Annotated in this window: 25 protein-coding genes and 5 tRNA genes; 9 read left to right on the forward strand and 21 right to left on the reverse strand. The window is 57.1% G+C overall.

The window, feature by feature from the left end:
• Nucleotides 1–124: 124 nt before the first annotated feature.
• From GX839_07020 to GX839_07095, 16 genes are all read right to left on the reverse strand, one after another.
• Nucleotides 125–199 (reverse strand) — tRNA-Cys (locus GX839_07020).
• 37 nt (nt 200–236) lie between these two features.
• Nucleotides 237–311, reverse strand: a tRNA-Gly gene (locus GX839_07025).
• Nucleotides 312–400: 89 nt separating this feature from the next.
• A tRNA-Val gene (locus tag GX839_07030) sits at nt 401–476 on the reverse strand.
• Between the two features lie 3 nt (nt 477–479).
• Nucleotides 480–554 (reverse strand) — tRNA-Glu (locus GX839_07035).
• A gap of 4 nt (nt 555–558) precedes the next feature.
• Nucleotides 559–635, reverse strand: a tRNA-Met gene (locus tag GX839_07040).
• A gap of 68 nt (nt 636–703) precedes the next feature.
• Complete coding sequence (locus GX839_07045; GenBank protein ID NLB05209.1) at nt 704–1747, reverse strand: nicotinate-nucleotide--dimethylbenzimidazole phosphoribosyltransferase; 1044 nt, start codon at nt 1745–1747, stop codon at nt 704–706.
• 6 nt (nt 1748–1753) lie between these two features.
• A complete protein-coding gene (locus GX839_07050; protein ID NLB05210.1) occupies nt 1754–2662 on the reverse strand; it encodes an undecaprenyl-diphosphate phosphatase in 909 nt (302 codons plus the stop codon).
• Between the two features lies 1 nt (nt 2663).
• A complete protein-coding gene (locus GX839_07055; GenBank protein NLB05211.1) occupies nt 2664–5807 on the reverse strand; it encodes a hypothetical protein in 3144 nt (1047 codons plus the stop codon).
• Nucleotides 5808–5856: 49 nt separating this feature from the next.
• Entirely contained in the window at nt 5857–6804 is a 948-nt protein-coding gene (locus GX839_07060) for a CPBP family intramembrane metalloprotease (GenBank protein NLB05212.1), read from the reverse strand.
• A 47-nt stretch (nt 6805–6851) separates the two neighbouring features.
• A complete protein-coding gene (locus tag GX839_07065) occupies nt 6852–7202 on the reverse strand; it encodes a DUF1292 domain-containing protein (GenBank protein NLB05213.1) in 351 nt (116 codons plus the stop codon).
• Entirely contained in the window at nt 7177–7539 is a 363-nt protein-coding gene (locus GX839_07070) for a DUF1292 domain-containing protein (protein NLB05214.1), read from the reverse strand. Before GX839_07070 ends, GX839_07065 begins: the two co-directional genes overlap by 26 nt.
• A 79-nt stretch (nt 7540–7618) precedes the next feature.
• Nucleotides 7619–8074 carry a Holliday junction resolvase RuvX gene (ruvX, locus tag GX839_07075; GenBank protein NLB05215.1) on the reverse strand — a complete coding sequence of 152 codons (456 nt, stop codon included), beginning with the start codon at nt 8072–8074 and terminating at the stop codon, nt 7619–7621.
• Nucleotides 8075–8078: 4 nt separating this feature from the next.
• Nucleotides 8079–8330 carry an IreB family regulatory phosphoprotein gene (locus tag GX839_07080; GenBank protein ID NLB05216.1) on the reverse strand — a complete coding sequence of 84 codons (252 nt, stop codon included), beginning with the start codon at nt 8328–8330 and terminating at the stop codon, nt 8079–8081.
• A gap of 46 nt (nt 8331–8376) precedes the next feature.
• Nucleotides 8377–9690 carry a tRNA (N(6)-L-threonylcarbamoyladenosine(37)-C(2))-methylthiotransferase MtaB gene (mtaB, locus tag GX839_07085; GenBank protein NLB05217.1) on the reverse strand — a complete coding sequence of 438 codons (1314 nt, stop codon included), beginning with the start codon at nt 9688–9690 and terminating at the stop codon, nt 8377–8379.
• A 91-nt stretch (nt 9691–9781) separates the two neighbouring features.
• Complete coding sequence (gene secG / locus GX839_07090; protein ID NLB05218.1) at nt 9782–10039, reverse strand: preprotein translocase subunit SecG; 258 nt, start codon at nt 10037–10039, stop codon at nt 9782–9784.
• Nucleotides 10040–10115: 76 nt separating this feature from the next.
• A complete protein-coding gene (locus tag GX839_07095) occupies nt 10116–11486 on the reverse strand; it encodes an MATE family efflux transporter (protein ID NLB05219.1) in 1371 nt (456 codons plus the stop codon).
• Between the two features lie 210 nt (nt 11487–11696).
• Between GX839_07095 and rsxC the strand changes: the two genes are divergently transcribed.
• The 7 genes from rsxC (at nt 11697) to GX839_07130 (ending at nt 18264) form a co-directional block, all read left to right on the forward strand.
• On the forward strand, nt 11697–13052 hold the full coding sequence (gene rsxC / locus GX839_07100) for an electron transport complex subunit RsxC (protein ID NLB05220.1): 1356 nt from the start codon (nt 11697–11699) through the stop codon (nt 13050–13052).
• On the forward strand, nt 13052–13990 hold the full coding sequence (locus GX839_07105) for an RnfABCDGE type electron transport complex subunit D (protein NLB05221.1): 939 nt from the start codon (nt 13052–13054) through the stop codon (nt 13988–13990). Before rsxC ends, GX839_07105 begins: the two co-directional genes overlap by 1 nt.
• Nucleotides 13974–14612: an FMN-binding protein gene (locus tag GX839_07110; GenBank protein ID NLB05222.1), complete on the forward strand. Its 639-nt coding sequence runs from the start codon at nt 13974–13976 to the stop codon at nt 14610–14612. The genes GX839_07105 and GX839_07110 overlap by 17 nt, the downstream gene beginning before the upstream one ends.
• Nucleotide 14613: 1 nt before the next feature.
• Nucleotides 14614–15444, forward strand: a complete 831-nt coding sequence (locus GX839_07115) for an electron transport complex subunit E (GenBank protein ID NLB05223.1) — start codon at nt 14614–14616, stop codon at nt 15442–15444.
• Nucleotides 15441–16031, forward strand: coding sequence for an RnfABCDGE type electron transport complex subunit A (locus GX839_07120; GenBank protein ID NLB05224.1), 591 nt, complete (start codon nt 15441–15443; stop codon nt 16029–16031). The genes GX839_07115 and GX839_07120 overlap by 4 nt, the downstream gene beginning before the upstream one ends.
• A gap of 24 nt (nt 16032–16055) precedes the next feature.
• Nucleotides 16056–16898, forward strand: coding sequence for an RnfABCDGE type electron transport complex subunit B (locus GX839_07125; GenBank protein ID NLB05225.1), 843 nt, complete (start codon nt 16056–16058; stop codon nt 16896–16898).
• Between the two features lie 88 nt (nt 16899–16986).
• The gene (locus GX839_07130; protein ID NLB05226.1) at nt 16987–18264 is read left to right on the forward strand and encodes a DUF1576 domain-containing protein; all 1278 of its coding nucleotides are present in this window, start codon (nt 16987–16989) and stop codon (nt 18262–18264) included.
• Nucleotides 18265–18360: 96 nt separating this feature from the next.
• Here GX839_07130 and GX839_07135 read toward each other — a convergent pair whose 3' ends face one another.
• Complete coding sequence (locus tag GX839_07135) at nt 18361–18558, reverse strand: 50S ribosomal protein L28 (protein ID NLB05227.1); 198 nt, start codon at nt 18556–18558, stop codon at nt 18361–18363.
• Nucleotides 18559–18799: 241 nt separating this feature from the next.
• Between GX839_07135 and GX839_07140 the strand changes: the two genes are divergently transcribed.
• Nucleotides 18800–19186, forward strand: coding sequence for a helix-turn-helix transcriptional regulator (locus GX839_07140; GenBank protein NLB05228.1), 387 nt, complete (start codon nt 18800–18802; stop codon nt 19184–19186).
• Complete coding sequence (locus GX839_07145) at nt 19186–21183, forward strand: heavy metal translocating P-type ATPase (GenBank protein NLB05229.1); 1998 nt, start codon at nt 19186–19188, stop codon at nt 21181–21183. Before GX839_07140 ends, GX839_07145 begins: the two co-directional genes overlap by 1 nt.
• Here the strand turns inward: GX839_07145 and hisE are convergent.
• The 4 genes from hisE to GX839_07165 all read right to left on the reverse strand — a co-directional run bounded on the left by hisE (nt 21180) and on the right by GX839_07165 (nt 25365).
• Entirely contained in the window at nt 21180–21497 is a 318-nt protein-coding gene (gene hisE, locus GX839_07150; GenBank protein ID NLB05230.1) for a phosphoribosyl-ATP diphosphatase, read from the reverse strand. The two genes, GX839_07145 and hisE, sit on opposite strands and share 4 nt — an antisense overlap.
• A gap of 256 nt (nt 21498–21753) precedes the next feature.
• Nucleotides 21754–22917 carry an alanine racemase gene (gene alr, locus GX839_07155; protein NLB05231.1) on the reverse strand — a complete coding sequence of 388 codons (1164 nt, stop codon included), beginning with the start codon at nt 22915–22917 and terminating at the stop codon, nt 21754–21756.
• An 18-nt stretch (nt 22918–22935) separates the two neighbouring features.
• Nucleotides 22936–23997: an alanine/ornithine racemase family PLP-dependent enzyme gene (locus GX839_07160; GenBank protein NLB05232.1), complete on the reverse strand. Its 1062-nt coding sequence runs from the start codon at nt 23995–23997 to the stop codon at nt 22936–22938.
• 15 nt (nt 23998–24012) lie between these two features.
• Entirely contained in the window at nt 24013–25365 is a 1353-nt protein-coding gene (locus tag GX839_07165; protein ID NLB05233.1) for a DNA mismatch repair protein MutL, read from the reverse strand.

Genomic DNA, 25365 nt, shown 5'->3' on the forward strand with positions numbered 1-25365 from the left:
ATATTTCAGTTAAAAACTGAAAGTCAGAAACTGTTTCCGGTTAAGAATATTGCCGTGCCAGGCACCGAAGACAACATGAAGTGATTAAAAAAAGACCCGCCCCATTCGGAGCGGATCTTCATTGTGGAGGCACCATCCGGATTTGAACCGGAGAATAGAGGTTTTGCAGACCTCTGCCTTACCACTTGGCTATGGTGCCCGATGAAAAAGACCGGCGTTTGACCGCCGGTCTGGTCTGGAGCGGGATACGAGATTCGAACTCGCGACTTTCACCTTGGCAAGGTGACACTCTACCACTGAGTTAATCCCGCAAGACAGCGGTACGTGCCGGTTCTGGCTAACCTGCAGCGCTTTGCCATCTTAGCAAAGGCCATCGCCGATTGTCAACCAAAACCCGGCGTGGTGGGACCTGCCGGGCTTGAACCGACGACCTCCTGCGTGTGAAGCAGGCGCTCTCCCTGCTGAGCTAAGGTCCCCCCTGGTGACCCGAACGGGAATTGAACCCGTGTCTTCGCCTTGAAAGGGCGATGTCTTGACCTCTTGACCATCGGGCCTTGCTGGTGGCGGCAACAGGATTTGAACCTGTGACACTTCGGGTATGAACCGAATGCTCTGGCCAACTGAGCTATACCGCCGTATCCGTTTCAGCGCAACACACTGAATGATATCAGTGTCATTTCGCTTTTGTCAAATAAAAAATCCCTCACCCAAGCGGATCCTGGAACCCATTATACAGGCTGCAGATCAGATCCAGCAGGGGCGTCACATAAAGCGCGCTTCCCCGGCCGGCGGATGGTGTCCGGTCATCGACCAGGGGCGTCAGGCCAAGCTCCCGAAGCGCCAGTTCACCGCCCGGGTCTGCCGGCGGCAAGGTCGCGAAAAAGAGCGGCCGCGTTTCGGGGATCAGTCTGACCAGGGTCAGGGCCGCTGTCAGCGGGACCGTGCCCCCGAGGAGAACCGGCATTCCGTATAGGGCTGCTCCCGCAAAAAAGCCTGTTATGGCCGCGATTTCCAGGCTGCCCAGCTTTTTCAGGACATCAAACGTGTTGTGCGGGTTGGGAGCTCTGCGGCTGATGGCTTCGGCCAGGATCTGGCTTCTCCTGTAAAACACAGGATCCGGCAGGTTTTCCCCTCTTTCCATGAGGGCCTCGGGCGGCCGGTCAAAAAGAACCGACAGCATGGCCGTGGCAGTTACTTCCGAGCCTTCTGACAGGCCATCGGCCGAAAGAAGTGTAAAGTCCTGGTCGAAGGCCTGTGAGACCAGCTCCATGCCCACCCTGATGGCCGTCATCATGGTCTCCTCGGTCATGGCGTCATCCGCCATGATGTTGTTTGCACCTCCATCCGAGACCGGCACATGGACGGTGCCCTTGACCCGATCTGGCTTGCCCGTGCCCAAATTGACCGTGACCAGCTGAGTATGGGTCAGCTCAGCCAGCCCGTTGACCGCTTGCTTACCCCCGGCCAGCAGCCGGACTTCTTCCGAAAGCGGCAGATCCTGATGAGCTGCGAGACCGCCTTCTTCCATGATCCGGCTTTCAGACGCGAAAAGAAAAAGCGCCCGTTGCCTGACATCGAAGGGAATCGAGGCGATCCAGCCTGCCAGGCGCGCGTGATTGGCTGCCAGAAGGCTGGGTGTCCCCTGCCTCCGGGCCCATTCCCGGGAAACTTCCTGGATCCTTTCTTCATCAAGTCCAGGCCGATTGGCCAATTCCAGAAGAAAGTCTGCCCTTGAATAAGCTTTCACAGCCCTCTACCTCAACAATCCTGTCAAGGTGGCGGCGATCAGGATACCGCCAAGGAGAATCCGGTAGAAGGCAAAGATTCGGAAATCGTGGCGTCGGACGAAGTCCAGGAGGAAACGGATGGTGAGAACAGAAACCAGATAGGCCACCCCCATGCCGGCAAATATGGAAAGCCACTGGACCAGGTTGAAGTCAAGGCCGATCCTCATGACCTTCAAAAGACTGGCCCCGGCCATGACCGGGACAGCCAGGAAAAAGGTAAAAGTGGCAGCCACAGGCCTTGACATGCCGATCAGCAGGCCTCCCAGGATGGTGGCGCCGGAGCGGGATGTGCCGGGCAGGATGGCCGCAATCAGCTGAAAGAGACCGATCAAGAGAGCCGCCTTCCAGTCAATCTGTTCTGTCGACTGGATGGAGGGCTGGCGGCGCTTCCAACGGATATAGAGCTCGATCACCAGGAAGGCCAGACCCACGACAATCAGCATGACAGCCACCGTCCAGGAATTGTAGAAGATGGCTTCAATCTTTTCGTCAAAAAGCACACCAATGATGGCCGCGGGCACGCAGGCAATCAGAATCATGATCCAGAGCCGAAGGATCTTGTGATCGATCCACAGGGAAAGTGAATTTTTTCCCGAAACCTGCCCACTCCCGGTCAAATCCCCATCAAGCCTCCTTTGCCGGAAGGGCCAAAGTTGCTGCCAAAAAGTCACCACAACGGCCAAGACCGCCCCCAGTTGGATGACGACCAGGAAAAAAGAAAAAAACCGCTGATTGCTGATGGCATCTCCGCCCGCCCTGAAAGGGACCAGGCGCTCCAAAATCAGGAGATGACCCGTACTGCTGATAGGCAGCCACTCGGTTATGCCCTCCACAATTCCATATAAAACACTTTTTAAAACATCCAGCCAAGCCATGCTAGCCAGCCCCCCCCTTAGTCTCTTGAATCACGAGCACGCCACCCGGCAGGAGGGTAAATTCATCATGCTTGCGCCCCCAGCTGCCTTGGCTGATGGTCTTGCCGCGGTGATCACATAATTTGAAAGTTGACCCCTGCCGGTCCATTCCCTGAATTGAAACGACGTGAGCGGAGCGGTCCAGGTTCAAGGCAAAAACGAGGGTCGTATCCCGTGAGCCAAAGGCATAAAACAAGACGCGACGGTCATCTTGATCCCCGGCTTCAATATCGGGATCCTCCGCCGGGTCTCCCGCAGCCCCGCTGCTTCGGATCAGAGCGGGTTCCTCCAGCTTCTGCAGACCGGACAGGCCCCGAAACGCCTGCAGGGCCTGCCAGCTCACATTTTTCCTGGATAAAAAAGCACCCTCGGTATAGTCAAGATTCATGAGAACCAGGGCCGTATGATCCCCCAGATCTGCAAGGACCGCCCCTGCCGCGTCAACCAGCCGGACCGGCTGGTCCTGGAAGTCAAATAAAACTGACCGGGCCAGCTCGGGAACCGGGACCCCGCCGGACATTCCCCGTCTTGGCATACTGTTAATCCAATCATTGAGAGCAGCCTCGACCGCCTCTTCCGACTCAAGCGGCCGGCTGAGCCGCAGGTCTCCGGCATGGAAGTCAGCGCTGGTATGGCTGCGCCCGTCATCGTATTGCATGCTGTCAATGAAGAAGACTTGATTCCTGATCCCCTGGAAATCCGGGGCGGACTTGATCTGATCCATGATCCAGTGGACGTAGTTGGCACGGGAGGCATCATTGGGAAGAATCCCCGCCTCATCGGCAAGCTCGACATAGATCAGGTTGAAGGTGTCGGTCCAGCGACCGATGGCACCATCACGGGAGCGGATCTTGCCATAGGCGGACAGGGGCGGGCCCGCCAGGTATTCAACCAGATGGGCCAGCTCCGCGGAGGTGGCATGAAGATCGACTACCAGCCAGGGCGAAGCCCCCTGAGCTTCCACGAATTGCAAGGCTGCCCCCAGATTATGGAAGCAGCAGTCATCCCCCCCTGCACTCCCCGTTCCCTCGGGCAAACACCAGCTTTCCTCCTCATAGCCATGCCGGCCAATGGGAACCGCGTCGAGCCGGATTACATCGGCAAGGCCTGTCGCTTCCCTGGTCATGAATCCTGACAGGGCCCCCGGCGTGTCGTCATTTCTGCCGAACCAGACATTGTCCAGGTAAAGGGTGCCGGATCCCGCAAAACCGAAATTGATCCAGACCTCGTCGTCCAGTCTCAAACCCCGCGGGAAGAGAAGGGTGAAGCGGCGGTGCTGCCAGGCTTCCCCCTGAATTCTGACCGATTCCCCCACCGCGGGGAGCGAGCCGGAAAACCATACCTCGATGGGTCCATCGATCCGGCCCGTGACCCGGGCGTCAAATTCAAGCCGGTAAAAAGGCAGGCTATCATCGATCACAAGCCGGGTAAGATCAAGCTTCTGCGTCAGTCTGGCGTTCAGATAAGGCCGGTCGGGATTGCTGACCGGCGCCATGATGGAAGTCCCCCGGCGGACAGAGAATAAAATTTCCCGGGGAGGCATTCCTGCCTGGCCTTCCTGACCGGCAGGCAGATCCAGCTCCGGTTTTTCGTAAGTCAGGGCACAGGCTCCTCCGGAATCATAGCCTTCCCTCCCCTCACGGGCATCCGCTTCAGTCAAGAAGGAAGCGCCCCCCGATATGGCCCATTCACCGGCAGGCAGAACTTCATCCCGCAGAACATAGTCCACCTTATGTGTATCAAGTTCCGGCGATTCGGAGAGGCGGACCGTCATCAAGTCGCCGGAAATGACGCTGCCGCTTTCCAGGGCGGGCTCAAAACGAATCTGGGCAGTCAGTTCTGCCTGGATGATGGTTCCGTCGGTTTTAGCCAGAAAGATGTCACCGGCCGGAAAAAGCTCAAAACGCTCAATCCTGCTTTCGTCAAAGGGGTTCTCAAGCTTCCAGGTCTTTCCGCCATCCTTGGAATGAAGCATACGGCCATCAGTAGCCAGAACGACAAATCGTCCGGATGACATAACCATAATTTCTGTCAAATCCATCCGGCTGTCCATGCTGTCCCCCGCATCGAGAAATTCAACCGCGCCCTTGTCAGCTTTGACAGCCATCTGGCCACCCCGGCCGGCAAAGAAGGTGACACCTCCGCCTGCCTTGCCGGCCAGCCATCCTTCGCGGGCTTTCAGCGACTCCTCAAGCTGCCATTGCACCCCATTGGAGGAAGAAGCGACATTACCGCTGTCACCCAGAGCATAGACAATCCCGTCACCTGCCTTGATCAAGGCTGTTATCCGGTCGTCCATCGGAAAGGACAGCTTCTCCAAACCGGAAGGATGGCCGAAAAAGAGCTCGCCCGGGCCGCCGGATGCCAGATAGAAACCATTCGCTTCGTCGGGCAGGTCAATATACTCAATCGCGCGCACAGGAAAACCGGCTCTGCCTTGTGTGATCAGGCTCCAATTGGCGCCGTCCGAGGAAGCGTACAATTTTCCATCTGAGTCACCCGCCAGTAGTCCCCCGGGTCCGGCCGCCAGGGCAGTCAAATTGACGTCGAAGCGAAAGGCCATTTGTTCAGGCAATCCGTCACGCGGCAGCTTGACCAGCGTCCCCGCGGCTCCGCAGGCGTATACGGTTCCATCTGATTCGGCAAAATCACTCCAGCGCGGGTTCACCATTTCCGGCGGCAGGGAAACCTGTCGTTTCCCCGACACAATTCCCGCTTCATAGGCGGTAATCCGGCCGGTGTTAATCAGTGTCATCTCCGACAGCGACTCGCGGAAAAGGGAAAAGGAAGCGCCGGTGTAGTAGTCCTTGGCCAGGGGGACCCGGGATCGGGCCTCGGTCATCTTAATACGGAAGGCGGCCGGCTCTCCGTCATTGGCAAAATAATGGGCATGGCGGGTCAGAGGTGAGAATGATCCTCCTGAAACAAGGTTGGTCGACGGCATGCCGGTCAAATTGATGCCGGTTCCGGCCAGAACAAGCTGATTCACCGCTTTTTCACTGACCCGGACAAGCGAAGCCGGCCGGTTGCCCAAAATCCCCACCGCCTGCCAGACGAGGGCAAGTACCACAAGAGCAATCAGCAGCAAGATCACCGAGGCAGTCATGAAGGTCCTCCGCCTCAAACTTGCCGGTATCAGGGAGAGCCGGGCCACCTCAGACCGCCCCGCCTTGCTTTCCGCCGGTTCTGCGCAAAACCAGCACACCGGCGAATCCGATTAAAATGAAAGCGTAAAGTGTGCAGACGATGATTTCCTCTGCCTGCCTCCCCGCTCCTGTTAAACGGAACAGCCAACCGGATCCAATGAAGTTGAAGACCATATGCATGGCAATGGGAACGATAATGCTGCGCGTCAAATAACAGGCCAGTGACAAGGCGAAACCGGCAATCAGGACATAGGAACCCTGGATCAGGTCCAGATGAAAGAGGGCGAAAAGGACTGTCGTTCCGGCCACTGACACGGCAGCCGGAAAACTTTTGCCAAGCGCTCCCTGGACGATGCCGCGAAAGAGGAGCTCCTCACCAATGGGGACCAGCAGCACGGTCGCAGCGAAGTCAAGGGCTGACACCGATGAGGCGGCATCAAACAGGACCATCTTGTCCAGGTAGTTCTGAAAGAGCCGGCCGATGGCCGACGCCTGATCGAAGGAGCCAAGAATTGCCATCCAGAGCTGGGTCAGGCCCAGAGCTCCCAGGATGATCGCAACAGAACTCAGCGACTGTACCCAGGTTACTGTTTTAAAGAGAGAAGGCAGATCCTGCTTTTTTCTTCGCCGGTAAAGATAGAAACTATAAATGGGGATAAGGATGATCATGCCAAAAAGTGAGGCGTAGATCATGGTTTTGCTTTCGACCAGAATCTTCAGCAGGATCGAACTGTCCTTGGGGTTCGCACGGAGCTCGGCCCCAAGAGCCGGGTTGGACAAGAGGTAGGAAAAGGCACGCGCGAGAGAGATGCCGTTCAAGACGGCATGGTGCAAGAGCATGAAAACCAAAGGGATGAGAAAGGTCCCGGCGGAAATCCGCCTTTTCCCGCGGGAAGGCGGCCCGCCAACCGCAGGCTCCTGAGTGCGATGGATGTATTCTTCCGTGTTTTGCACCATGGCTGGCAGGCTCCATTCAAATCCGCTGTCAAAGCAAGGCGGATCAGTCACGGGCGGGAGAGCGAGCCGGCATACCGTTCAAAAAAAATCTCAAAGGCGCGGTCGAGCTCTTTCCTGCTTGTGACAGATGAAAAAACATGTTCACCGCTCTCATCTTTCCACGAACGCATGATGACCAGCTCAGGATTGGCCCTGGATCCGTCGTCAGGCTCGTAGTTGTACATGACGGTGTAGGCCTGGCCCCTCACGGAAAATGTGTCCAGAATCGACACGTAGTACTCACGGCCGTTCCGTTCATCCACGAGAATAGCAAGAAGGCCGTCCCCCGCACTTCCCCGGTCATTTCTCCCAAGGGAGCGTTCGCGCGGCGGCTTACGCTTCCGGGATGTCCCCGTCATGGTCGCATTCTTCCAGCAAGGCCTGGTAGGCCTGGTAAACAGCCTCATCCTCGTCCTCGTCGAGGCCTACCAATACTTCCTCTCCATCGTCTCCGGCGACAAATTTCATAAAGAAAAGGCTCATCTCATCTTCGTCACCTTCGGACGGGTCGACCAGCACACAGTATTCCTCCCCATCGTGGGAAAAGGTATCCGCCATGATGAAAGAATAATCTTCCCCGGTCTCCGTATCGGTTAAAACAACGTAGGCGTCTTCGTCGAAAAGTTCATCGACCTCTTCTTCACCGGAGTAGTCATGCTCATCTTCCGCCATGTAGAGTACCTGAAAATTTTTCATTGATTGAATCCTCCAAGGGACAATTTAGTTCTCTCACGCGGTCCGACAGCCGGCCGACCCCGCGATCGAAGGCATTATATCACGATCCGGCCGGGCCCGCAGTCAGACCGCCCTTCTCGCGGTCGAGCCAGTCCTGCAGAAGAATCTCCGCTGCAATGCGGTCGACCAGGCTTTTATCCCGCTTTTTCTTCTTCCTGACTGTTTCGGATATGATGCGGGAAGCCAGTACCGAGGTGTATCGCTCATCATAGAGTTCAACCCTGCATCCGGCAACCTGTCGCAGGGCGTCGGCAAAAGCCGCAGCCAGCGCACCTGTCTCGGAATCCCTGCCATCAGTCCGGGCGGGAAAGCCAATCACCACAGTATCCGCATTGTATTCTGCGCACAAGGCGGCTATTTCGCTGACAGGCCCCTCACCGTCCCCGCGGACCCGTTCCAGCGTTACCAGGCGCCGGGCAAAAAGACGCATGGGGTCGCTTACGGCAACACCCACCCGGCGCGTACCGAAGTCAACACCCAAAACACGCCGCGGCATCGTCTCAGAGCCGTTCGACGTAATCCCTGATGACGACTTCCAGCAGTTCATCACGTTCCAGGCGGCGAATTACCCCGCGGGCGCCAAGGTGACTGGTAATGTAAGTGGGATCTCCGGAAAGAAAATAGCCGACCAGCTGATTGATCGGGTCATAACCTTTTTCCTCGAGCGCCTTCATTACCTCAGCCATAATCTGGTGGGCGGCCAGACGTTTCTCACTGCCGATTTCAAAGCGGTTCGTATCCTGTTCTTCCATAGGCACCTCCCCTGTAAGTTTACCATGTCAGCTGACTAAAAACCGGCTAGAGGATCGATGCCAGGGCCGCCTCCCCCTCCACGCCCAGAAGGCGCATGGCACGGACCTGTCCCCGCACGGGAGGGGTTGTTTGCGGACCTGCTGCTTCTCCGATTACCTGAATGTATTCGGGACTGTAGCCCAGCGCCCTGCCCTTCCTGTCCATCCTTTCAACCAGAACCTCCCGGCTTTGACCCAGGCGGTCCCGAATGGCGCTGACGGCCAGCTCCCGGGCGGTGTCACGCAGGATCCGGGACCGCTGTGCCGCCGTCTCTTTTGAGACCCGGCCGGCCATGGCCGAGGCCGACGTGCCCGGCCGCGGGGAAAAACGGAAGACATGGATCCTCAAAAAACCGATTTCATGGCAAAAAGCGAGCGTTTGCTCAAAATCCTGATCATTCTCGCCCGGAAAGCCAACGATCAGGTCCGTTGTGATCCCTGCCCCGGGAAACTGTGTCCGCAGCAGACTGACGGCCTCCCGGTACTGATCTGTGGTGTCACGCCGTTTCATAGCCCGGAGAATCCGGTCCGAGCCGCTTTGTAGTGAAAGGTGAAAGGAGGGGCAGAGATGATCCAGGGCGGACAGGCGCTCAATGAATCGCGGCGTGATGGTTCCTGATTCCAGCGAACCGAGCCTGATACGTCTGATTCCCTCCACCTTGTCGAGCAAGGCAAGAAGGCCCGCCAGGTCCAAGGATCCGTCCCTTTCCCCCATGTCAGGACCGAAAGCATTGATGTTGGTCCCAGTCAGGACAATTTCCGCAAAACCCCGCCGGGCAAGATCCTCTGCCTCTTCGAGAATCTTGTCCACGGCCCGGTTCCTGGCCGGCCCTCTCGCCAGACAGATGGCGCAGTAAGCGCATCGGTTGTCGCACCCGTCCTGAATTTTTAAATAGGCCCGCGTTTCCCCGGGCACCGCCGTGGCACCCAGCTCCTCATAAGACGCCCCGGTCAGCGCGGGCTGGACGAGATTAATAGGACGGCCGCTTTTGTTTTCGGCCGCTTCAAGAATCAGATCCGGCAGCCGGTCCCTTAAACGGGTGCCGATCACAAGGTCCGCCAGGGAGGTCAGATCACTGCGCTGGGCACCGCAACCGCAGGCGACAATCAGGGCCCGGGGATTCTCTCTCCGATAACGCCGCAGAAGCTGGCGGGATTTTCTTTCTGCCTCCCCTGTCACCGCGCAGGTGTTAAGGACGTAAAGATCTGCCTTGCAGCCGGAAGCAGCCGGTGTCAGGCCCATGCTGCGAAGCTTCTCCGCCAGGGCATCCATTTCATATTGATTTGTTTTGCAGCCAAGTGCGGCAACTGCGAATATCATGCGATTCGATCCTTGGTCAGTCCGGTCAAAGATTCGGATAAAAAAAGAGCCTGAAGGCTCTCCTTGTATTCTCCCCGCCTTGGGTCGGCGATCAGGCACCGCGCCCGGTCAGCAGGTAGAGAACCAGTGTAAAAACAGCAAAGGCAATGGCAAAGCCGGTGGTCAGTTTTTTCAGGATACCTTCCTTGGTCCGGCCCTTTGTCTTGCCGTAAAAGGTGTCCGAGCTTCCGGAATCACCGGAAAGTACACCAAGTCCCCTCGATTTGCTCTCCTGCATCATGACCGTCACGATCAGGCCGATGCAGGTCAGAATGTCGAGAACGATGAATGTGATCTGCGCAGCTTTCATTGCTGTTCCTCCCTTTGGCGTCACACGCCGGACAATCATAGCACATGAAAGCGATCAGCCGCAAGTCATCAGGACTTCAGGGCTTCAGGGAGGCCATGGCGGTGACCGGCCGTCTTTCAAGTTTTCGCATGTAGAGTGGCAGGGCAATGAGCAGGACCAGGCCGGCCAGGTTGCTTGTAATGGAAAATGACCACCAGATACCGCTCACGCCCAAGGCTGTGCCAGAAAGATAAGTGCCGAGCGGGATACGTGAAACCATGAGTCCGGTTACGAGGATGGACGGCAAAAGTGACTGGCCGAGGGCTGCAAAGGCAGAACTGGTCAACAGCTGGATACCCATCAGAAGCTGGGAGGCAGACAGAATATGCAGATAGTCTGCGCCGTGGCCAAGTGCCAGGGGATCTTTGAAGAAGATGGCTACGATGGGGGCGCCGAAAAACAGCAGGATCAAAGAGGTGACCGTACAGATGGCAAATACCAGCCAAAAACCGGACCAGTATCCGCGACGCACACGGGTGTGTTTCCCGGCACCGAAGTTTTGTGCCATGAAGGCGTTGACCGCCGCGGCAAAGCCGTCAGCCGTCATCCAGGAAATGCTCTCAACCTGTGTGCCCAGCCGCTGGGCTGCGACGGCCAGGTCGCCAAAGCGGACTACCATGCGTGAGATCAGAATGGTGACAACCGCGTGCACGCCGGATTGCATGGCAACAGGAGCTCCCAGCTTGGTGATTGGCTTCAGCCGGCGGATTTCCAGCGGATCGCTGAACAGGCGCAGGCGGGCAAAATATTCATTGCGCCTGACAGCCGTCAGCATCAGGCCGAAAGCCACAGTCTCCGACAGGAGGGTTGCCAGTGCGGCGCCGGCCACATCCATCCGGAAGTGAAGGATGAAAAGCGGGTCAAGAATCATGTTGAGGGTCAGGCCTGTGACAAAAATGACAAAGGGGGTGAAACTGTTGCCGGAAGCGGTAAGGATGGCGCTGTAAAGTCTGCCGCCGACATGGGCGATCATGCCAAGGCCTACAATCCACAGGTAAGTTTCCGTTCGAACGATGGTCTCAAGATCATTGAAATGAAAAATCGATGTCAGAGGACCTTGAAAGGACACAAAAGCAAGGGTCAGCAAGGCCGCCATTAAATAACCTGCCCGGAGTGCAGCGCGGGCCCAGCTTCTGGCTTCCTGCAAATCGCCGGCTCCCAGCGACTGGCCCACCAGGACCTGGCCTCCGATCCGGGGCAGAGCGAACAGGCTCTCCACCAGCCAAAAAAGAATGCCGGCTGATCCGACAGCCGCCACCGCACGCTCGCCCAGGGAGGAGACCCAGAACATATCGGTCAAGTTGTAAGCCAAACCGACAAAAGAAGTGGCCATGATAGGCATGGCCAGCTTGACTACCGTCGGCAGAATACGGCCCTTGAGCAGGTCGAGCTGTTTTTTGTTTTGCATGGATCTCACTTCGCGCGATTTATTTCAATAGATTCTAGCACAGAAGCAAGCTTTTCACGCCCGGCTGCCTAAATCGATATTGAAATACCGGTATACTTGTCCTACACTGTTAAAGGATTTTTTAAGACTGCCAGGTGCGCGTGACAGGACGCCGGGATTACCGGACGATGGCCCGCACGGCAAAGAGGAGTAGGGCAGAGAAAAATGAGAATGAACTTACTTGGATTGTCCCGGTCCATTCACCCGAAAGACAACAAGAACACGGCCGGAATGGCGATTACCCCGCTTTCCGGTTTTTCAAAAGTCACCATCCCGCTCAACATGCAGATCGGCCCCGGATGTGAAGCCATCGTCGCCAAGGGCGATCATGTCGACGTCGGCCAGCCGCTCGGCAGACCGACCGGGCCCTGGAGTGTTCCGGTCCACGCCAGTGTTTCGGGTCAAGTCGCCTCCATCAGTGACGAGATCTGGAGCGACGGAAGCCTGGCCAAATACGTCACCATCATTCCCGACGGCCTGGACACGGTCAGCCCGGAAGTCAAACCTCCGGTTATTACCGACAAGGCGAGTTTTCTCGAGGCGGTGCGAAACTCGGGCCTGGTCGGCCTTGGCGGTGCGGCCTTTCCCGCCCATATCAAGCTTAACCCCCCTGCAGACAAGCCGGTCGATACCCTGATTGTCAACGCGGCGGAGTGCGAACCATACATCACAGCTGATTGCGCCGTCTGCTGCAACGATCCTGATGAGGTGGTGGCGGGGACCCTGGCAACGGCCAAGTGGTGCGGGTTTGACCAGGTTATTTTCGGCATTGAGGACAACAAACCGGACGGAGCCCGCGCCCTGCAGGAGGCCATAGACAGACAGCGGAATCATCCGGACTGGCCCAGGAACGGCATGACCCTCAAAGTGCTGAAGACCGCTTACCCCACGGGAGCTGAAAAAGTTCTGATCCACCTGCTCAACGGCAGGGTTGTTCCGGAAGGAGGCTTGCCCTGCGACGTAGGGGTCGTCGTGCACAACGTCTCCACCCTCCATTTCCTGGCACGCTATCTGAAAACGGGCATGCCCCTGATCAAGAAGGTGGTCACAGTTGACGGCAGCGCCGTCGCGGAACCCGGCAATTTCGAAGTGCCCATCGGTGCCACGATTGAAGAGGTTATCGAGAAAGCGGGCGGGACCAAGTCAAACCCCGGAAAAATCATCATGGGCGGGCCCATGATGGGTGTCACCGTCGATGAACTCACCCGCCCCATCGTCAAACACAACAATGCCATCCTTATCTTTAATGAAGAAGAAGCGGCCCTGCCTGAGGAGTCGGCCTGCATCCTTTGCGGGCGCTGCATCCGGGCCTGCCCTATGAAGCTGATGCCCATGGCCCTTGACAAAGCTGCCCGTGCACTCAGTGTCAAGGAGCTGAACGACCGCCATGTCCTGACTTGTATTGAGTGCGGAAGCTGCTCTTATGTCTGCCCCGCCAAACGCTACCTGGTCCAGAATATCCGCAACGGGAAGGCGCTGGTGCAGGCTGCCGCAGCGGCCTCAGCGGGAAAAGGAGGGAAATCGTAATGCTTCACGTCTCAGCTTCGCCGCATATCCGCGACCGCGTCACCACGCGTTCCATCATGCTGCATGTCATCATCGCGCTGATTCCTGTGATCATCGCATCTTTCTTCATATTCGGACTCAAAGGACCCATGCTCTTTGTCTTCAGTGCCGCCGTATCGGCCGGCTTTGAAGCACTTTCCCGTGTCGTCATGAAACGGGAGCAAACCGTCGGTGACCTGTCGGCCATCGTCACCGGCCTGCTCCTGGCTGCCAGCCTGCCAGCCGGCACACCGCTCTGGGTTCTGATCACGGGCGACTTTGTTGCCATCGTGGTCATTAAGCAGATGTTCGGCGGCCTGGGTGACAACTTCGCCAACCCGGCTGTCACTGCCCGCATCGTTTTGTCCGTCTCCTTTGCCGGCCAGGTGGCCAGCTATTCTGTTGCTGACAAACTGGCGGGCATTGACCTGATATCGCAGGCAACTCCGCTCATGGTGGCCAAGGAAGGCTCCCAGGCAATACCCTCCTTGCTGGATCTTTTCCTCGGCAATCACGCGGGCTGCATTGGAGAGACATCCATCGCCGCCTTGCTGGCCGGAGGAATTTTTCTCCTGGTCACAGGCGTCATCGACATCTGGGCACCCCTCACCTTTATCGGCACCACCGTCCTCTTCTCCTGGGCTACCGGTGCCGATCCGCTCCTCCATCTCATGTCGGGCGCTTTGATCCTGGCCGCCTTCTTCATGGTGACCGACTATGTCACGACACCCACAACCATCCCGGGCAAGATCATTTTCGGCGTAGGCGCCGGCCTGATCACCGGTTTATTAAGGATTTACAGCGCCATGCCGGAAGGGGTCTCATTTGCCATTTTATTCATGAATATCCTGACGCCCCACATTGAACGCTGGACAGCACCAAGGGCCCTCGGAGGTATTAAACATGCCAAAGCCAAATAAGAATAAAGAAAAAGCAAAAGCCAAAATCCCTGTTATCGAGCGCGGACCCATGCCCGCCCTGATCCTGGTCGTTATCTGTACGGTCTGTGTCGCCCTTCTGGCCTTGACCGCCACCATGACAGCCGATGCCATTGCCAAACAGGAACAGATGGCGCACGGTTCAGGCAAACAGGCGCTCTTCCCCGACGCTGCCGAATTCCCGGAGGAAAGTGCGGATGAGGCCATTGCCGGGATCCCCGGCGCCATTGCCATTGACCTGACCGCTGAGGACTTCGAAAATGTGACCGGCGTGGGGCGGGCAGTCGACGCAGACGGCGAGGTAGTCGGCGTCCTGATCAGCGCGGCTTCCAAGGGCTACCATGGCCCGGTTCCTGTCACGGTCGGCTTCAGCCTCTCGGGAGAAATTACAGGCCTTTTGGTGGACGCCTCGGAAGAGACAGCCGGCCTGGGCCAGGAAGTAGGCGACGCCTCCTTCACGGATCAATTCATCGGACGCACTACCGATGACAAATTCTCGGTCGACTTTGTCAGCGCCGCCACCATTTCCTCGGTTTCCGTTGTCAAGTCAGTCAAGCTGGCGTCAGCTGTATTTGACGCTTTTATGGGGAAGGGAGGCGACTAGGATGGCCACGAAAAGATCAGCCGGTTATGAACTGACCAAAGGGATTATCAAGGAAAATCCCCTGCTTATCCTGATGCTGGGGACCTGCCCGGCGCTTGCCGTCACAACTTCGGCTTATAACGGCCTGGGCATGGGGATTGCCTCGACCGCCGTTCTGCTCCTGTCCAACGTGGTCATTTCCCTCCTGAGAAAAGTGATCCCCGAAAAGATCCGGATTCCCGCCTACATCACGATCATTGCCAGCCTGGTAACCATCCTTCACCTCTTGATGCAGGCCTATCTTTACGACCTGAATAAAGAGCTGGGAATCTTCATCCCCCTGATTACCGTCAACTGCATCATCCTGGGCAGGGCCGAGGCTTTTGCCAACAGCCACAATGTATTTACCTCAGCCCTGGACGGCCTGGGCATGGGCATCGGTTTTACCCTGGCTCTCTTTGCCATCGGTTCGCTTCGGGAAATCCTGGGCGCCGGCACTTTCTTCGGAGTCCAGATGCCCTGGATCCAGGAGGACGGCCTGCAGCCCATGATGATCTTCGCGCTGCCGGCAGGCGGTTTCGCCCTTTACGGCATCATGGTGGCCATCACGGAGAAACTGAACAAGCACTATTACGCCCAGCGGCCCCAGCGGACGCTGACCCGGGACCGATACCCCGGCAGCATCAGTGAGCGCACCGATGCCGTCTACGACGAAACAGAGGTCCTGGATGGGCCCCGTCGCTCAAGGACACCCGCCCTGGATGCCGTACCGCCCGCAGTCAAGGAGCCGGGGGCCTTTGCCAAAAAAGATGAAAAACCCGCGACGAAAACTGAAAGTGAGGAGAACAAATGAAAGAATTTTTACTGATCCTATTCAGTGTTATCCTGATCGATAACCTGGTTCTCTCACGCTTCCTGGGCGTCTGCTCTTTCCTGGGGCTGACAAAGAATGTCAAGAACGCCATGGGAATGAGCATCGCCGTGATTTTCGTCATGCTGATCGCCACGGCCGTCACCTACCCCATTTACTGGAAAATCCTCGATCCGGTCGGCCTGGGTTACCTCCAGACTGTGGTCTTTATCCTGGTAATCGCCTCGGCCGTTCAAGTTCTCGAGGCTTTCATCCGAAAGGCGTTTCCGCCTCTGTACAAGGCCATGGGCATCTACCTGCCCCTTATTACAACCAACTGTGCCATCCTGGGGGTCATGCTGATCAATATCCAGGAGACCTACAGTTTTCTTGCTGCCATGATGTCATCACTGGGCGCTGGTGTCGGCTACATGCTGGCCATGTTCCTTTTCGCAGGGGTCAGGGAAAAAATGGAAAAAGCTGACATCCCCGCTTTTATGGAGGGTCTCCCCTCCACCCTGATGGCGGCCGCTATCGTCTCTGTCTCCTTCATGGGATTCAAGGGCGTCATTGAAAATCTGTTCGGGTAAGCCGGCACGATCGGAGGAATTTTGATGATCTTATCACTTGTGACCAACCCCATCTTGTTGCCGGCCTTGATCGGCGCGGGTGTTTCACTGCTGGCGGGCATCGTCATCCTGCTCGTCTTCCACTTCTTTCGGGTAGAGACCAATCCCCTTCAAAAGATGGTAGAGGATGTCCTGCCGGGCATCAACTGCGGAGGCTGCGGCTACAGCGGCTGTGCCGCCTATGCGGCGGCGCTGTCCGACGGCTCCGAACCCTTGACCACCCTTTGCACGGCGGGAGGCCAGGACACCGCCACGGCCGTTGCAGAGGTCATGGGCGTCGAGGCGGGAATGGTCATCCCCCTGGTCGCCAATGTCTTTTGCCAGGGTACGACCCGGAATACGCATAAGCGGTACGAATATACCGGCCCCATGCACTGCGCCGAAGCGGCCGGGCTTTTCTCGGGCCCCAACTCCTGTACCTTCGGCTGCCTCGGATTCGGGGACTGTGTCGCGGTTTGCGAATTCAACGCGCTCTATCTGGAAAATGGCATCGCTCATGTCAACCATGAAAACTGTACGGCCTGCGGCAAGTGCGTCGATGCCTGCCCCAAGCACATCATCCACATGATTCCCAAGCATGAGCTGGCAACCAATGTCACCTGCTCCAATCATTGGCCCCCCAAAGTCGTGCGAAAGGCTTGCACGGCCGGCTGTATTGCCTGCGGGCGCTGTGTGCGTGTCTGCCCGGTTGACGCCATTGTCATCGAGGACAACCTGGCGGTCATTGACCAGCTGAAATGCATCCATTGCGGCAAATGCATTGAAGTCTGCCCGACCAATGCGATCCGGGAGGGCCTGCTGGGCGGACCGGAGGAAACAAGCGCCTAAGTTTTCCATGAGGCTGAACCCGCCGGGAGCTGCAGCTCCCGGTGAGTTTTTTGAAAGACCCTTTGTTTTGCAGGCGGGAGATCAGTTCATGAAGTCGGACCGAAAAATCATCCTTTCCCTTTTCCTGATCTTTTCCCTCCTGCTCCTTGGAACATCCTTCTTCGCGGGACCGGTCACGCAGCTCCTGCCCGGCCTTTGGAAAATCCTCACCAGCCCCCAGGTGCTGACAAGCGATGCCTGCGCCCTGGGCGGGTTGAATGGCGCGCTTTTAAACGCCGGACTGCTGGGTCTTATGGCCTGGGCCCTGTTCGCATTAACGGGCAGCCGGCTCAACGGCGCCTCGGTAGGCGCCTACTTCCTGACGGTTGGTTTCGCCTTTTTCGGCAAGAACTGCCTGAATGTCCTGCCCATCATCTTTGGCAGCTGGATTTATTCAATAATCAAGAAAGAATCTTTCGGCCAATACGTCAACCTGTCCCTTTTCGCCTGCTCGCTGTCGCCGGTTGTGAGTGAGGCGCTCTTCCCACGTTATCACCATTATCCGCTTGCTGCCGGCATCCTGATCGCCCTCCTGCTTGGCAGCCTGATCGGCATCCTCTTCCCGCCCCTTGCCGCTCATACGGCCGGCATGCACAAGGGATACAACCTCTTCAATGCGGGTTTGTCGGCCGGTTTTCTGGCCTTTGCCCTTTTTGCCGTCTACAAGACTTTTTTCCTCCGGCCTCTGGGCCTCGAAGGGGATTATTCCCTCAATTGCATCCTTTCTCAAGGGTTTCCTCTCTTTTTTCCGCTCTTCTTGTCTCTTTCTTTTTTTGGAGCACTGCTGGCAGGTTTTTTTCTGAACGGCCGTTCGGTTTCAGGTTACGGGAAACTGATCAGAAAAACAGGACTGGCCTGCGACTTCCTGGCAGAAGACGGAGCGGCACGGGTTCTCATCAATTTCGGTTTATTGGGGCTTTTGAGCCTGGGGCTGGCCCTGCTGGTTAAAGTGCCCTTGACTGGCCCCACCGCCGGCGCCCTGCTTTGCATCGTCTGCTGGGCGGCTAATGGTTCTCATCCAGCCAATGTCCTCCCGATCATGGCAGGTTATGCCTTGGCGTCAATTTTCTCGGCATGGTCCTTGTCCGATCAGGCCATCTTCGTGGGACTCTGCTTTGCAACGGGACTCTCGCCTTTGAGCGGCAGGTGGGGTTTGCATTGGGGGGTGATCGCCGGAGCGCTTCACGCCTGCCTGGTGTCCTACACAGCAGTCATCCATGGCGGCTTTAATCTCTACAACGGTGGATTCACGGCTGGTCTGTTGGCCCTGCTCCTGGTCCCCCTCCTTGAATCCTTTCAAAAGAGCAAACTGAAAGCGCAACCTTAAGTAAACCAGGCCAATAAAAAGAGGCCGGCCCTCCGCACTTGCCAGTGCCTGGGCAGCCTCCCCCTGTTGCGGCAAGCAGCCGCCGGGCTTTCTTTGTCAGGCCCGCTCGACGGCTCCGCTGCGCAGACAGCGGGTGCAGACATACATGGTTTTCGGCACCCCGTCAACCATCACATGAACTTTTTTAACGTTGGCGCGCTGGCGGTGCAATCCCCGGCGCGAAATCTGCGAACGCGTAATCTTGATTTTCCTGCCAAAAAACATGTGTTTGTCACAAATCTCACATCTGGCCATTGTCTATCTCCTTGATTGGCGGGCGGAACCCGAATAATTCTGATACCCGAAGGCGCAACTGGTATCTTAACATCATTTCAGCACTTGTGCAAATGCTTTTCCCGTCCCGAACAGGGGGAAAGGCAACCGGAAAAACTGCCGCGTCACGCAGTCACCTGTGCTTGCTATTTTTTCAATTTGCGCTAAAATATATATGAATGATTGCTCATATATCGAATTGTATGGTCGGGAGGGTGCTCAGATGGACGGCAAAGCGGATCAAGACAATTTTTGCTGCGACTTCCCCATGATCCATGAGGAATCCGTCAGGCATGTTCTGGACCTGATGCCTGAAACAGAAAACTTGTCGGAACTGGCTGAACTCTTCAAGGTTTTCGGTGATTTTACCCGGATCCGGATCCTGCAGGCACTCCGTCATTCGGAGCTGTGCGTCTGTGATTTGGCGGCCATCCTCTCCATGTCACAGTCGGCGGTCTCCCATCAGCTGCGGATCCTGAAGAGCGCGCGCCTGGTAAAAAACCGCCGGCAAGGGAGGGTGGTTTACTATTCGCTCCTCGACCAGCATGTCAAGAAAATTCTGGATGTCGGCCATGAGCATCTGGAGGAAGATAAAGAAGGAAGCCATTAATGAAAGATCAAGAATCAACCTGTTCGACACCTGCATGCAGCTTGGGAGGCGGCCCTTCCTGCGGCCATTGCCAAGCCGATGAGGCATTCAGCCTGGAGCATTTCCTGGAAGGATACCCCCTGCTCAGGCGGCTGGCTGCGCCCGGCTTTCGCATTGCCGCAGGAATCGGTTTTTTCCTGGCCGGCCTTCTTCTGCGGGCCCGGCCGGCACCTTCTTTCCTGCTCTTTCTCTCGGGCTACCTGATTGTTGGCACTGGCGTCTTCATCAAGGCTCTGGCAGGAATTTGGAAGGGTCGTGTCTTTTCCGAACATTTTCTAATGACAGCCGCCACCATCGGTGCCTTTTTTATCGGCGAATATGCTGAAGGCTTCGCCGTCATGCTGCTTTACCTGACTGGCGAAGAACTTGAACGCAGAGCTGTAGACCGGACCCGGCGCTCCATTGACGCCCTCAACCGGATCCGGCCGGTGACTGCCCACCTGGTCAGGGATGACGGTATCCATGACCGGAACCCTTCCGATATCAGGCCGGGTGACCGGATTCTCGTTTACCCAGGCGAACGGATACCGCTCGACGGAAGGCTGGAAGAAAAGGGCGGATCCGTCGATTATTCTGCACTCACAGGGGAATCCAGGCCCCTTGTACTGGAGGCGGGGAATGAGGTGCTGGCAGGTGCCGTTAATGGAGCCTCGCTCTTGACTTTGACCGTTTTGCGCGACGAAAATGACTCTGCCGTCATGCGCATCATGCAGCTGGCCGAAGAGGCCGGCCATAAGAAGACACGCGTTGAGCTGTTCACGGAGCGGTTTGCCCGTATTTATACCCCTGTCGTGGTTTTTCTTGCCATGGGCATCGCCTTTTTCCCTCCCCTGGCCTTAGGCCTTGACATTAAGGTCTGGCTTTACCGCGCCTTGAGTTTTCTGGTTATTTCCTGCCCCTGCTCCCTGGTCATCTCCGTCCCGCTCGCCTACATTGCCGGGATCGGCAACGCCTCGCGCCGGGGGATTTATATCCGCGGCAGCCAGTACCTGGAAGCCCTGACCTCCCTGGATACAGTCGTCTTCGACAAAACGGGAACCTTGACCGACGGCAGTTTTCAGGTTACAGACCTGGTGACGGCCCCCGGCGTGTCAGAACAGGAATTGATGGCTCTGGCAGCAGCGCTTGAGCAGCACTCGACGCATCCCGTGGCCGATGCGATTAGAAGGTTTTGTCAGGAACAAAAAGATGAAAGCAGCCTGGTTTTTCCTCCGGAGCCGCTCCATGACCTTGAAGAGTTTGCCGGGCACGGGATCGCCGCCCGCCTGGGTGATCAACTGGTTCTTGCAGGCAACAGCCGCTTAATGAAAAGGTATGGAGTGGAGACAGGCCTTGAAGCCGGCCGGAGCCGTGCCGCTTCCGCTGTTCATATCGCCAGGGGAGGACGCTGGCTAGGGACTCTTTTTGCCTCCGACACCCTGAGGCAGGGTACGGTTCAGGCGGTCAAGCGGCTGAGGGAGCAGGGAACGACATCGATTGCTGTCCTTTCCGGAGACCGTGAAGACGCGGCTGCCGAGGCCGGCAGGGCCATCGGCGCCGATCTGGTTTTGTCCGGGCTCCTGCCTGAAGACAAAATCAAGGAACTCGAAAACCTGCAGTTGCTGACCAGGGGGCACACCGCTTTCGTCGGTGACGGCATCAATGATGCACCGGTTCTCCGCCGGGCGGACGTGGGAATTGCCATAGGAGGACTGGGCTCTGACGCAGCTGTGGAAGCCGCCGACCTCGTCATCATGACCGATGAGCCGGGACGGATTCCCGACGCCGTCTCCATCGCCCGCAAAACCAAAGGGAGGGTTTACGAGAACGTCGCCGCCATCCTTCTGGTTAAAGCAGTACTCCTGGCTTTGGGAGCTTTGGGCATCACGCCCTTGTGGGGAGCTGTCTTCGCCGACACCGGGATCATGCTTCTGACGGTGGTCAACTCGCTGCGCGCCTACTACAGCCGGGCCTCCTAACCGCTCTTCTGCTCGGAATAATTCCGCCGTTCCCGAAGCTCTGCGATCAGGTCCTCAAGGGGAATTCCCGACGCGGCAAGGAGAACAATCAGGTGGTAGACCAGATCAGCGCTTTCGTAAACAATGTCGCTTTTCCGGCCATTTTTAGCCGCAATTGCGACCTCGATGGCCTGGACGCCCAACTTGTTTAAAATTTTGTCCAGCCCCTTATCGAGCAGGTAGTTGGTGTAGGATCCCGACACAGGATTCTCGGCCCGCTCGATTACGACCTTGTAGAGCTCCTCCAGAATTGCCTCATGCCTCTCAGCCGCCATGCCTCTCCCCTCCTTTTTGTTATGTAAGGATAACACAAACACCGGGAATCCTGTCAGCAGGTTATTATGCATGAATACAAAGAAATACTGCATGTTATTGCATAAATTTGCTTGACAAGGCCTGATACGGGTGATATCATTCTTCTTACCAACAATAATTATAAATATCGTTTCTGCTTCTTGCATAGGACAACGACCGGCCCCCCTCCCGGTCGTTCGTCTGTTGTTTGATCAAGTCTTTTCCCGGAGAATGAAGTCAGTCGACACGAATTCGCGGAACGCGCTCATTGATGCCGCAGAAAAGTTCATAATCGATGGTGCCGTAAAGATCGGCGATGTCACTTGCGTCCTTGCGAATCCAGCCGTCATCGCCAAACCAGGTCACCTCATCACCTGCCCTGACCTGATCAAGCCCGGTGACATCGACCATGCAGCGGTCCATGCAAACCCTCCCCCGGATGGGGACCTCACGGCCCCGATGGTAGAAGGATCCCCGGTTGGAAAGCAGACGGGGCAGGCCGTCACCGTAGCCCATGTTGACAACGGCCAGGACCGAGTCAACCGGAGCGATCCATGTTCCCCCGTAACTGACGGGCGTGCCGGCATCAACCCGCCTGATCTGTTCGATCACACTTTTAACGGTCATGACGGGTCGGAGCCCCTGCCATGCATCTTTGGACGGCCCTGCCCTGCCGCCATAGAGGACAATGCCGGGGCGGACCAGGTCGAAATGAAAGTCAGGACCGAGCGCGATGGCCGAGCTGGCTGCCAGATGCCTGGTCACCCGGGGAAAACCGCGTTTTTCAGCCAGATCCACGGTTCTTGCAAAGCGGATCCGCTGAAGATCAGCGTAGTCCCGGTCGCAATCGGCCGTCGCCAGGTGGGAATAAACGCCGGTCACCCTGAGTGAAGGCTGTTTCGCGGCCGCCAGCATGACTTCAACCGTGTTGTCCCTCTGTCCCTCATCTGTCGGCAGGCCGAGGCGGGTCATGCCCGTGTCCAGTTTGATATTGACCATCAGCGGCAGCCCCCCCGTTTTTTCGGACTGGCGGGCAAAGGCAGCCACTTCCTCCTCTGTCACAATGGTCTGGGTTAAACGGTAACGTTTCAGATAGGGAATGTGTTCACTTTTGGTTGCGCCAAAGATTAAGATGGACGACCGGCTTCCCGACTGGCGCAGGGCGATGGCTTCATCCAGGGTGGCTACGAAAAGATGGCAGATACCTGCATCTTCCAAAAGAGGTACGACAATATCGGCACAGTGACCGTAAGCATTACCCTTGACAACCGGAGCAAGATCCACTCTGGAGCCTGAGAGATGCCGGCGGACGACCTCCAGGTTATTGACAAGCGCCTTGCCGGATATCTCCGCCCAGGTTTTTTTCGTATACCAGGGGTCTTTGTCCTGCGTACACTTCATGGCATTTCACAGCTTCCGTCAGATCAGTCTCTTGGTGACATAAGGTGAGGTCATGGCGCGAAGCAGTGCCGCGTAGTCGGGAGAAAACTCCAGCACATCACCGACCTTGAAGTCACGCAGAGCCAGGGAAAGGTCCAGAATCATGTGATCACTTGACGAACCGAGCAGGCCAATATTGGCTTCTTTGGAGGCGAGGGTGTCACATCGTGTATCCTGTTCGCCGATGGCCAGAATGGCGCGCCGCAGGTTGCCCCGGTCTTCAAAGACGGGGATCTCGTTGAAGGCGTTTGGCCCGATTTTGCCGGTCGGCACGGAGGGTTTCCGCCTGAGCTCGACGATTTCTGCGCGTAGGGTAAAAACATCTTCGAACATATCGCCGATCGGGCGCCTGTAGGAGGTCTCTACACCCGTCAGGAATCCTTCCCCGATGCGAAGATGTGTGATGCCTTCAGGCATCCGGTCTTCCTTCAGCAAATAAAGCGAGCCGGAATTTCCTCCTGACACGATAGGGAGAGGGATGGCAAATCGCTCGCGGATGGCCTCCGCCATGGCAACCAGCTCTTCCAATTGCCCCTCTTCAGGGATAACGCCGCCATAACAGTTGAAGTTGGCGCCGATTCCCGCCAGCCAGACACCGCGCAGGTTAAGGACGCGGGATGCGACTTCAAGCACTTCCTCCGGCATGAAGCCTTCCCGAAGATCGCCCAGTTCAACCATGAGGATGACGCCGTGCTGGCAGTCAAGTGCCAGAGCTGCGTCCGACAGCGACTCGATGACGCTGAGGTCCGAGTTAAGGCTCAAATCGGCATAGCGCACGGTGTCCATGGCCTGGGAGATCATGGGAATCCTGACCAGCATGCGGGAAAGCCCCAGATCCTGGATGCCCGCCAGATTCTCGATGCGGGAGTCCCCAAAGTACTCAGCCCCGGCCTCCGCCATGGCCTCGACGACGGGCCGCCAGGCACAAAGACACTTGGTAATGAAGTGAATCTGAATATCCCGGGCTGCGGCCATCCTGAGCAGGGTGCCTATGTTGTGTTTCAATTTGGAACGATCGATCAGCAGTTCAGGTAATGCCATCTTAACCTCCTGTCATCATTTCGTGAGTGAATCCATTAAGAGCTGGACAGCAGCGTCAGGGTAGGTTCGGGCAATGACGCCGCAAGACGCCATCAGATAGTCTTTGTCTATCATAACACGCACCTGGGTGGGCGGGTAAAGCCGTTCGCTGCCCGCCACTTTCAGCAATTCCTTGACCATGGGGACTACACCGGAAAGCCGGGTAAGCGCGCCGCCTGTAGCGATCAGTGTCTGAACAGCCGTCAGGTCACGCCCGCGAACGACTGTCCGCCTGCCCCGGGCGGTAAAAAGCTCGATCATGCGGCCGGCGTGCCGGTCGAGTGCCTCACGGCAGCAGGTCCGGACCAGGGGAAAGATCAGGGCTTCTTCTTCCGGCCCTTGCGGTATTTCAGGGACAGCCCGCAAGCGCTCCCTGTAGCTGTCGGGCAGGGATTCGCGTTCATCCGGCGTCATGGCCTGGATGACATGATCCCGGTTGACGAAAACACCCAGATCACCTTCAACCGTCCGTTTGGCAAACGGTTCCGGGTTGACCCGAAAGTCAAGCAGGGCCTCATTCCCCTCCGTCACTGAATGAACGTCAGTGGTGGCACCACCTACATCGAGCGCGACCAGATCACCCAGCACAGGGTAGATCTTCTCAGCCATGGCCATGACGGCGCCCGGCGTCGGCATGATGGGGCCGGTCACCGCCTGGTGAATCCGGGACATTCCGGGAGCCTCGATAATATGCTCCTCAAATATCTCCTGAATGACATAACGGGCCGGCTCGATGTTGAGATTGTCAAGTGAGGGATAGACATTCTCCGTCACATAAAGCTTGAGCCCGCGGCTTTTTGCCATGGAGCGGATCTCTTCATCATTGTCGCTGTTGCCCGCATATAAAAAAGGAGTCGCCGGCATGGCCTCCGAAAGTTTCTCGAAATTAAAAAGGGCAGTCTCGCGTTCCCCGCCATCCGTTCCGCCCGCCACCATGATGATGCGGGGCTCGGCGGCCCGGACCCGTTCAATGTCGTAAAGGCGGAGCTTGCCGGATGAAACCATGCGGAGAACGGCGCCCGAACCAAGCGCCGCCTCCCGGGCGGCACGAACCGTCATTTCGGGCACCAGGCCGTGTACGGTCATGGAAAGTCCGCCTGCGGCGGAACTGGTCGCAAAGACCTCACGGGCCTCAAGGTTTTCCTGGTTCAGGAGACGGGCAAGACGCAACCTGGCTTCTTCGAGTCCCCGGGTTACGTCGCCCTGGGGAATGGAGGTCGCCGCCGCTGCCTGTCCCAGGAAACGGGGGCGACCTTCCTTGATGCCTGTAAAAGCGTTGACAATGGTCGTTGTACTGCCAATCTCAGCGACAAGCAGATCAACTTTCAT

Origin of the sequence: Fastidiosipila sp., from assembly GCA_012511175.1 — a bacterium.
Classification (GTDB): Bacteria; Bacillota; Clostridia; order Saccharofermentanales; family DTU023; genus UBA4923.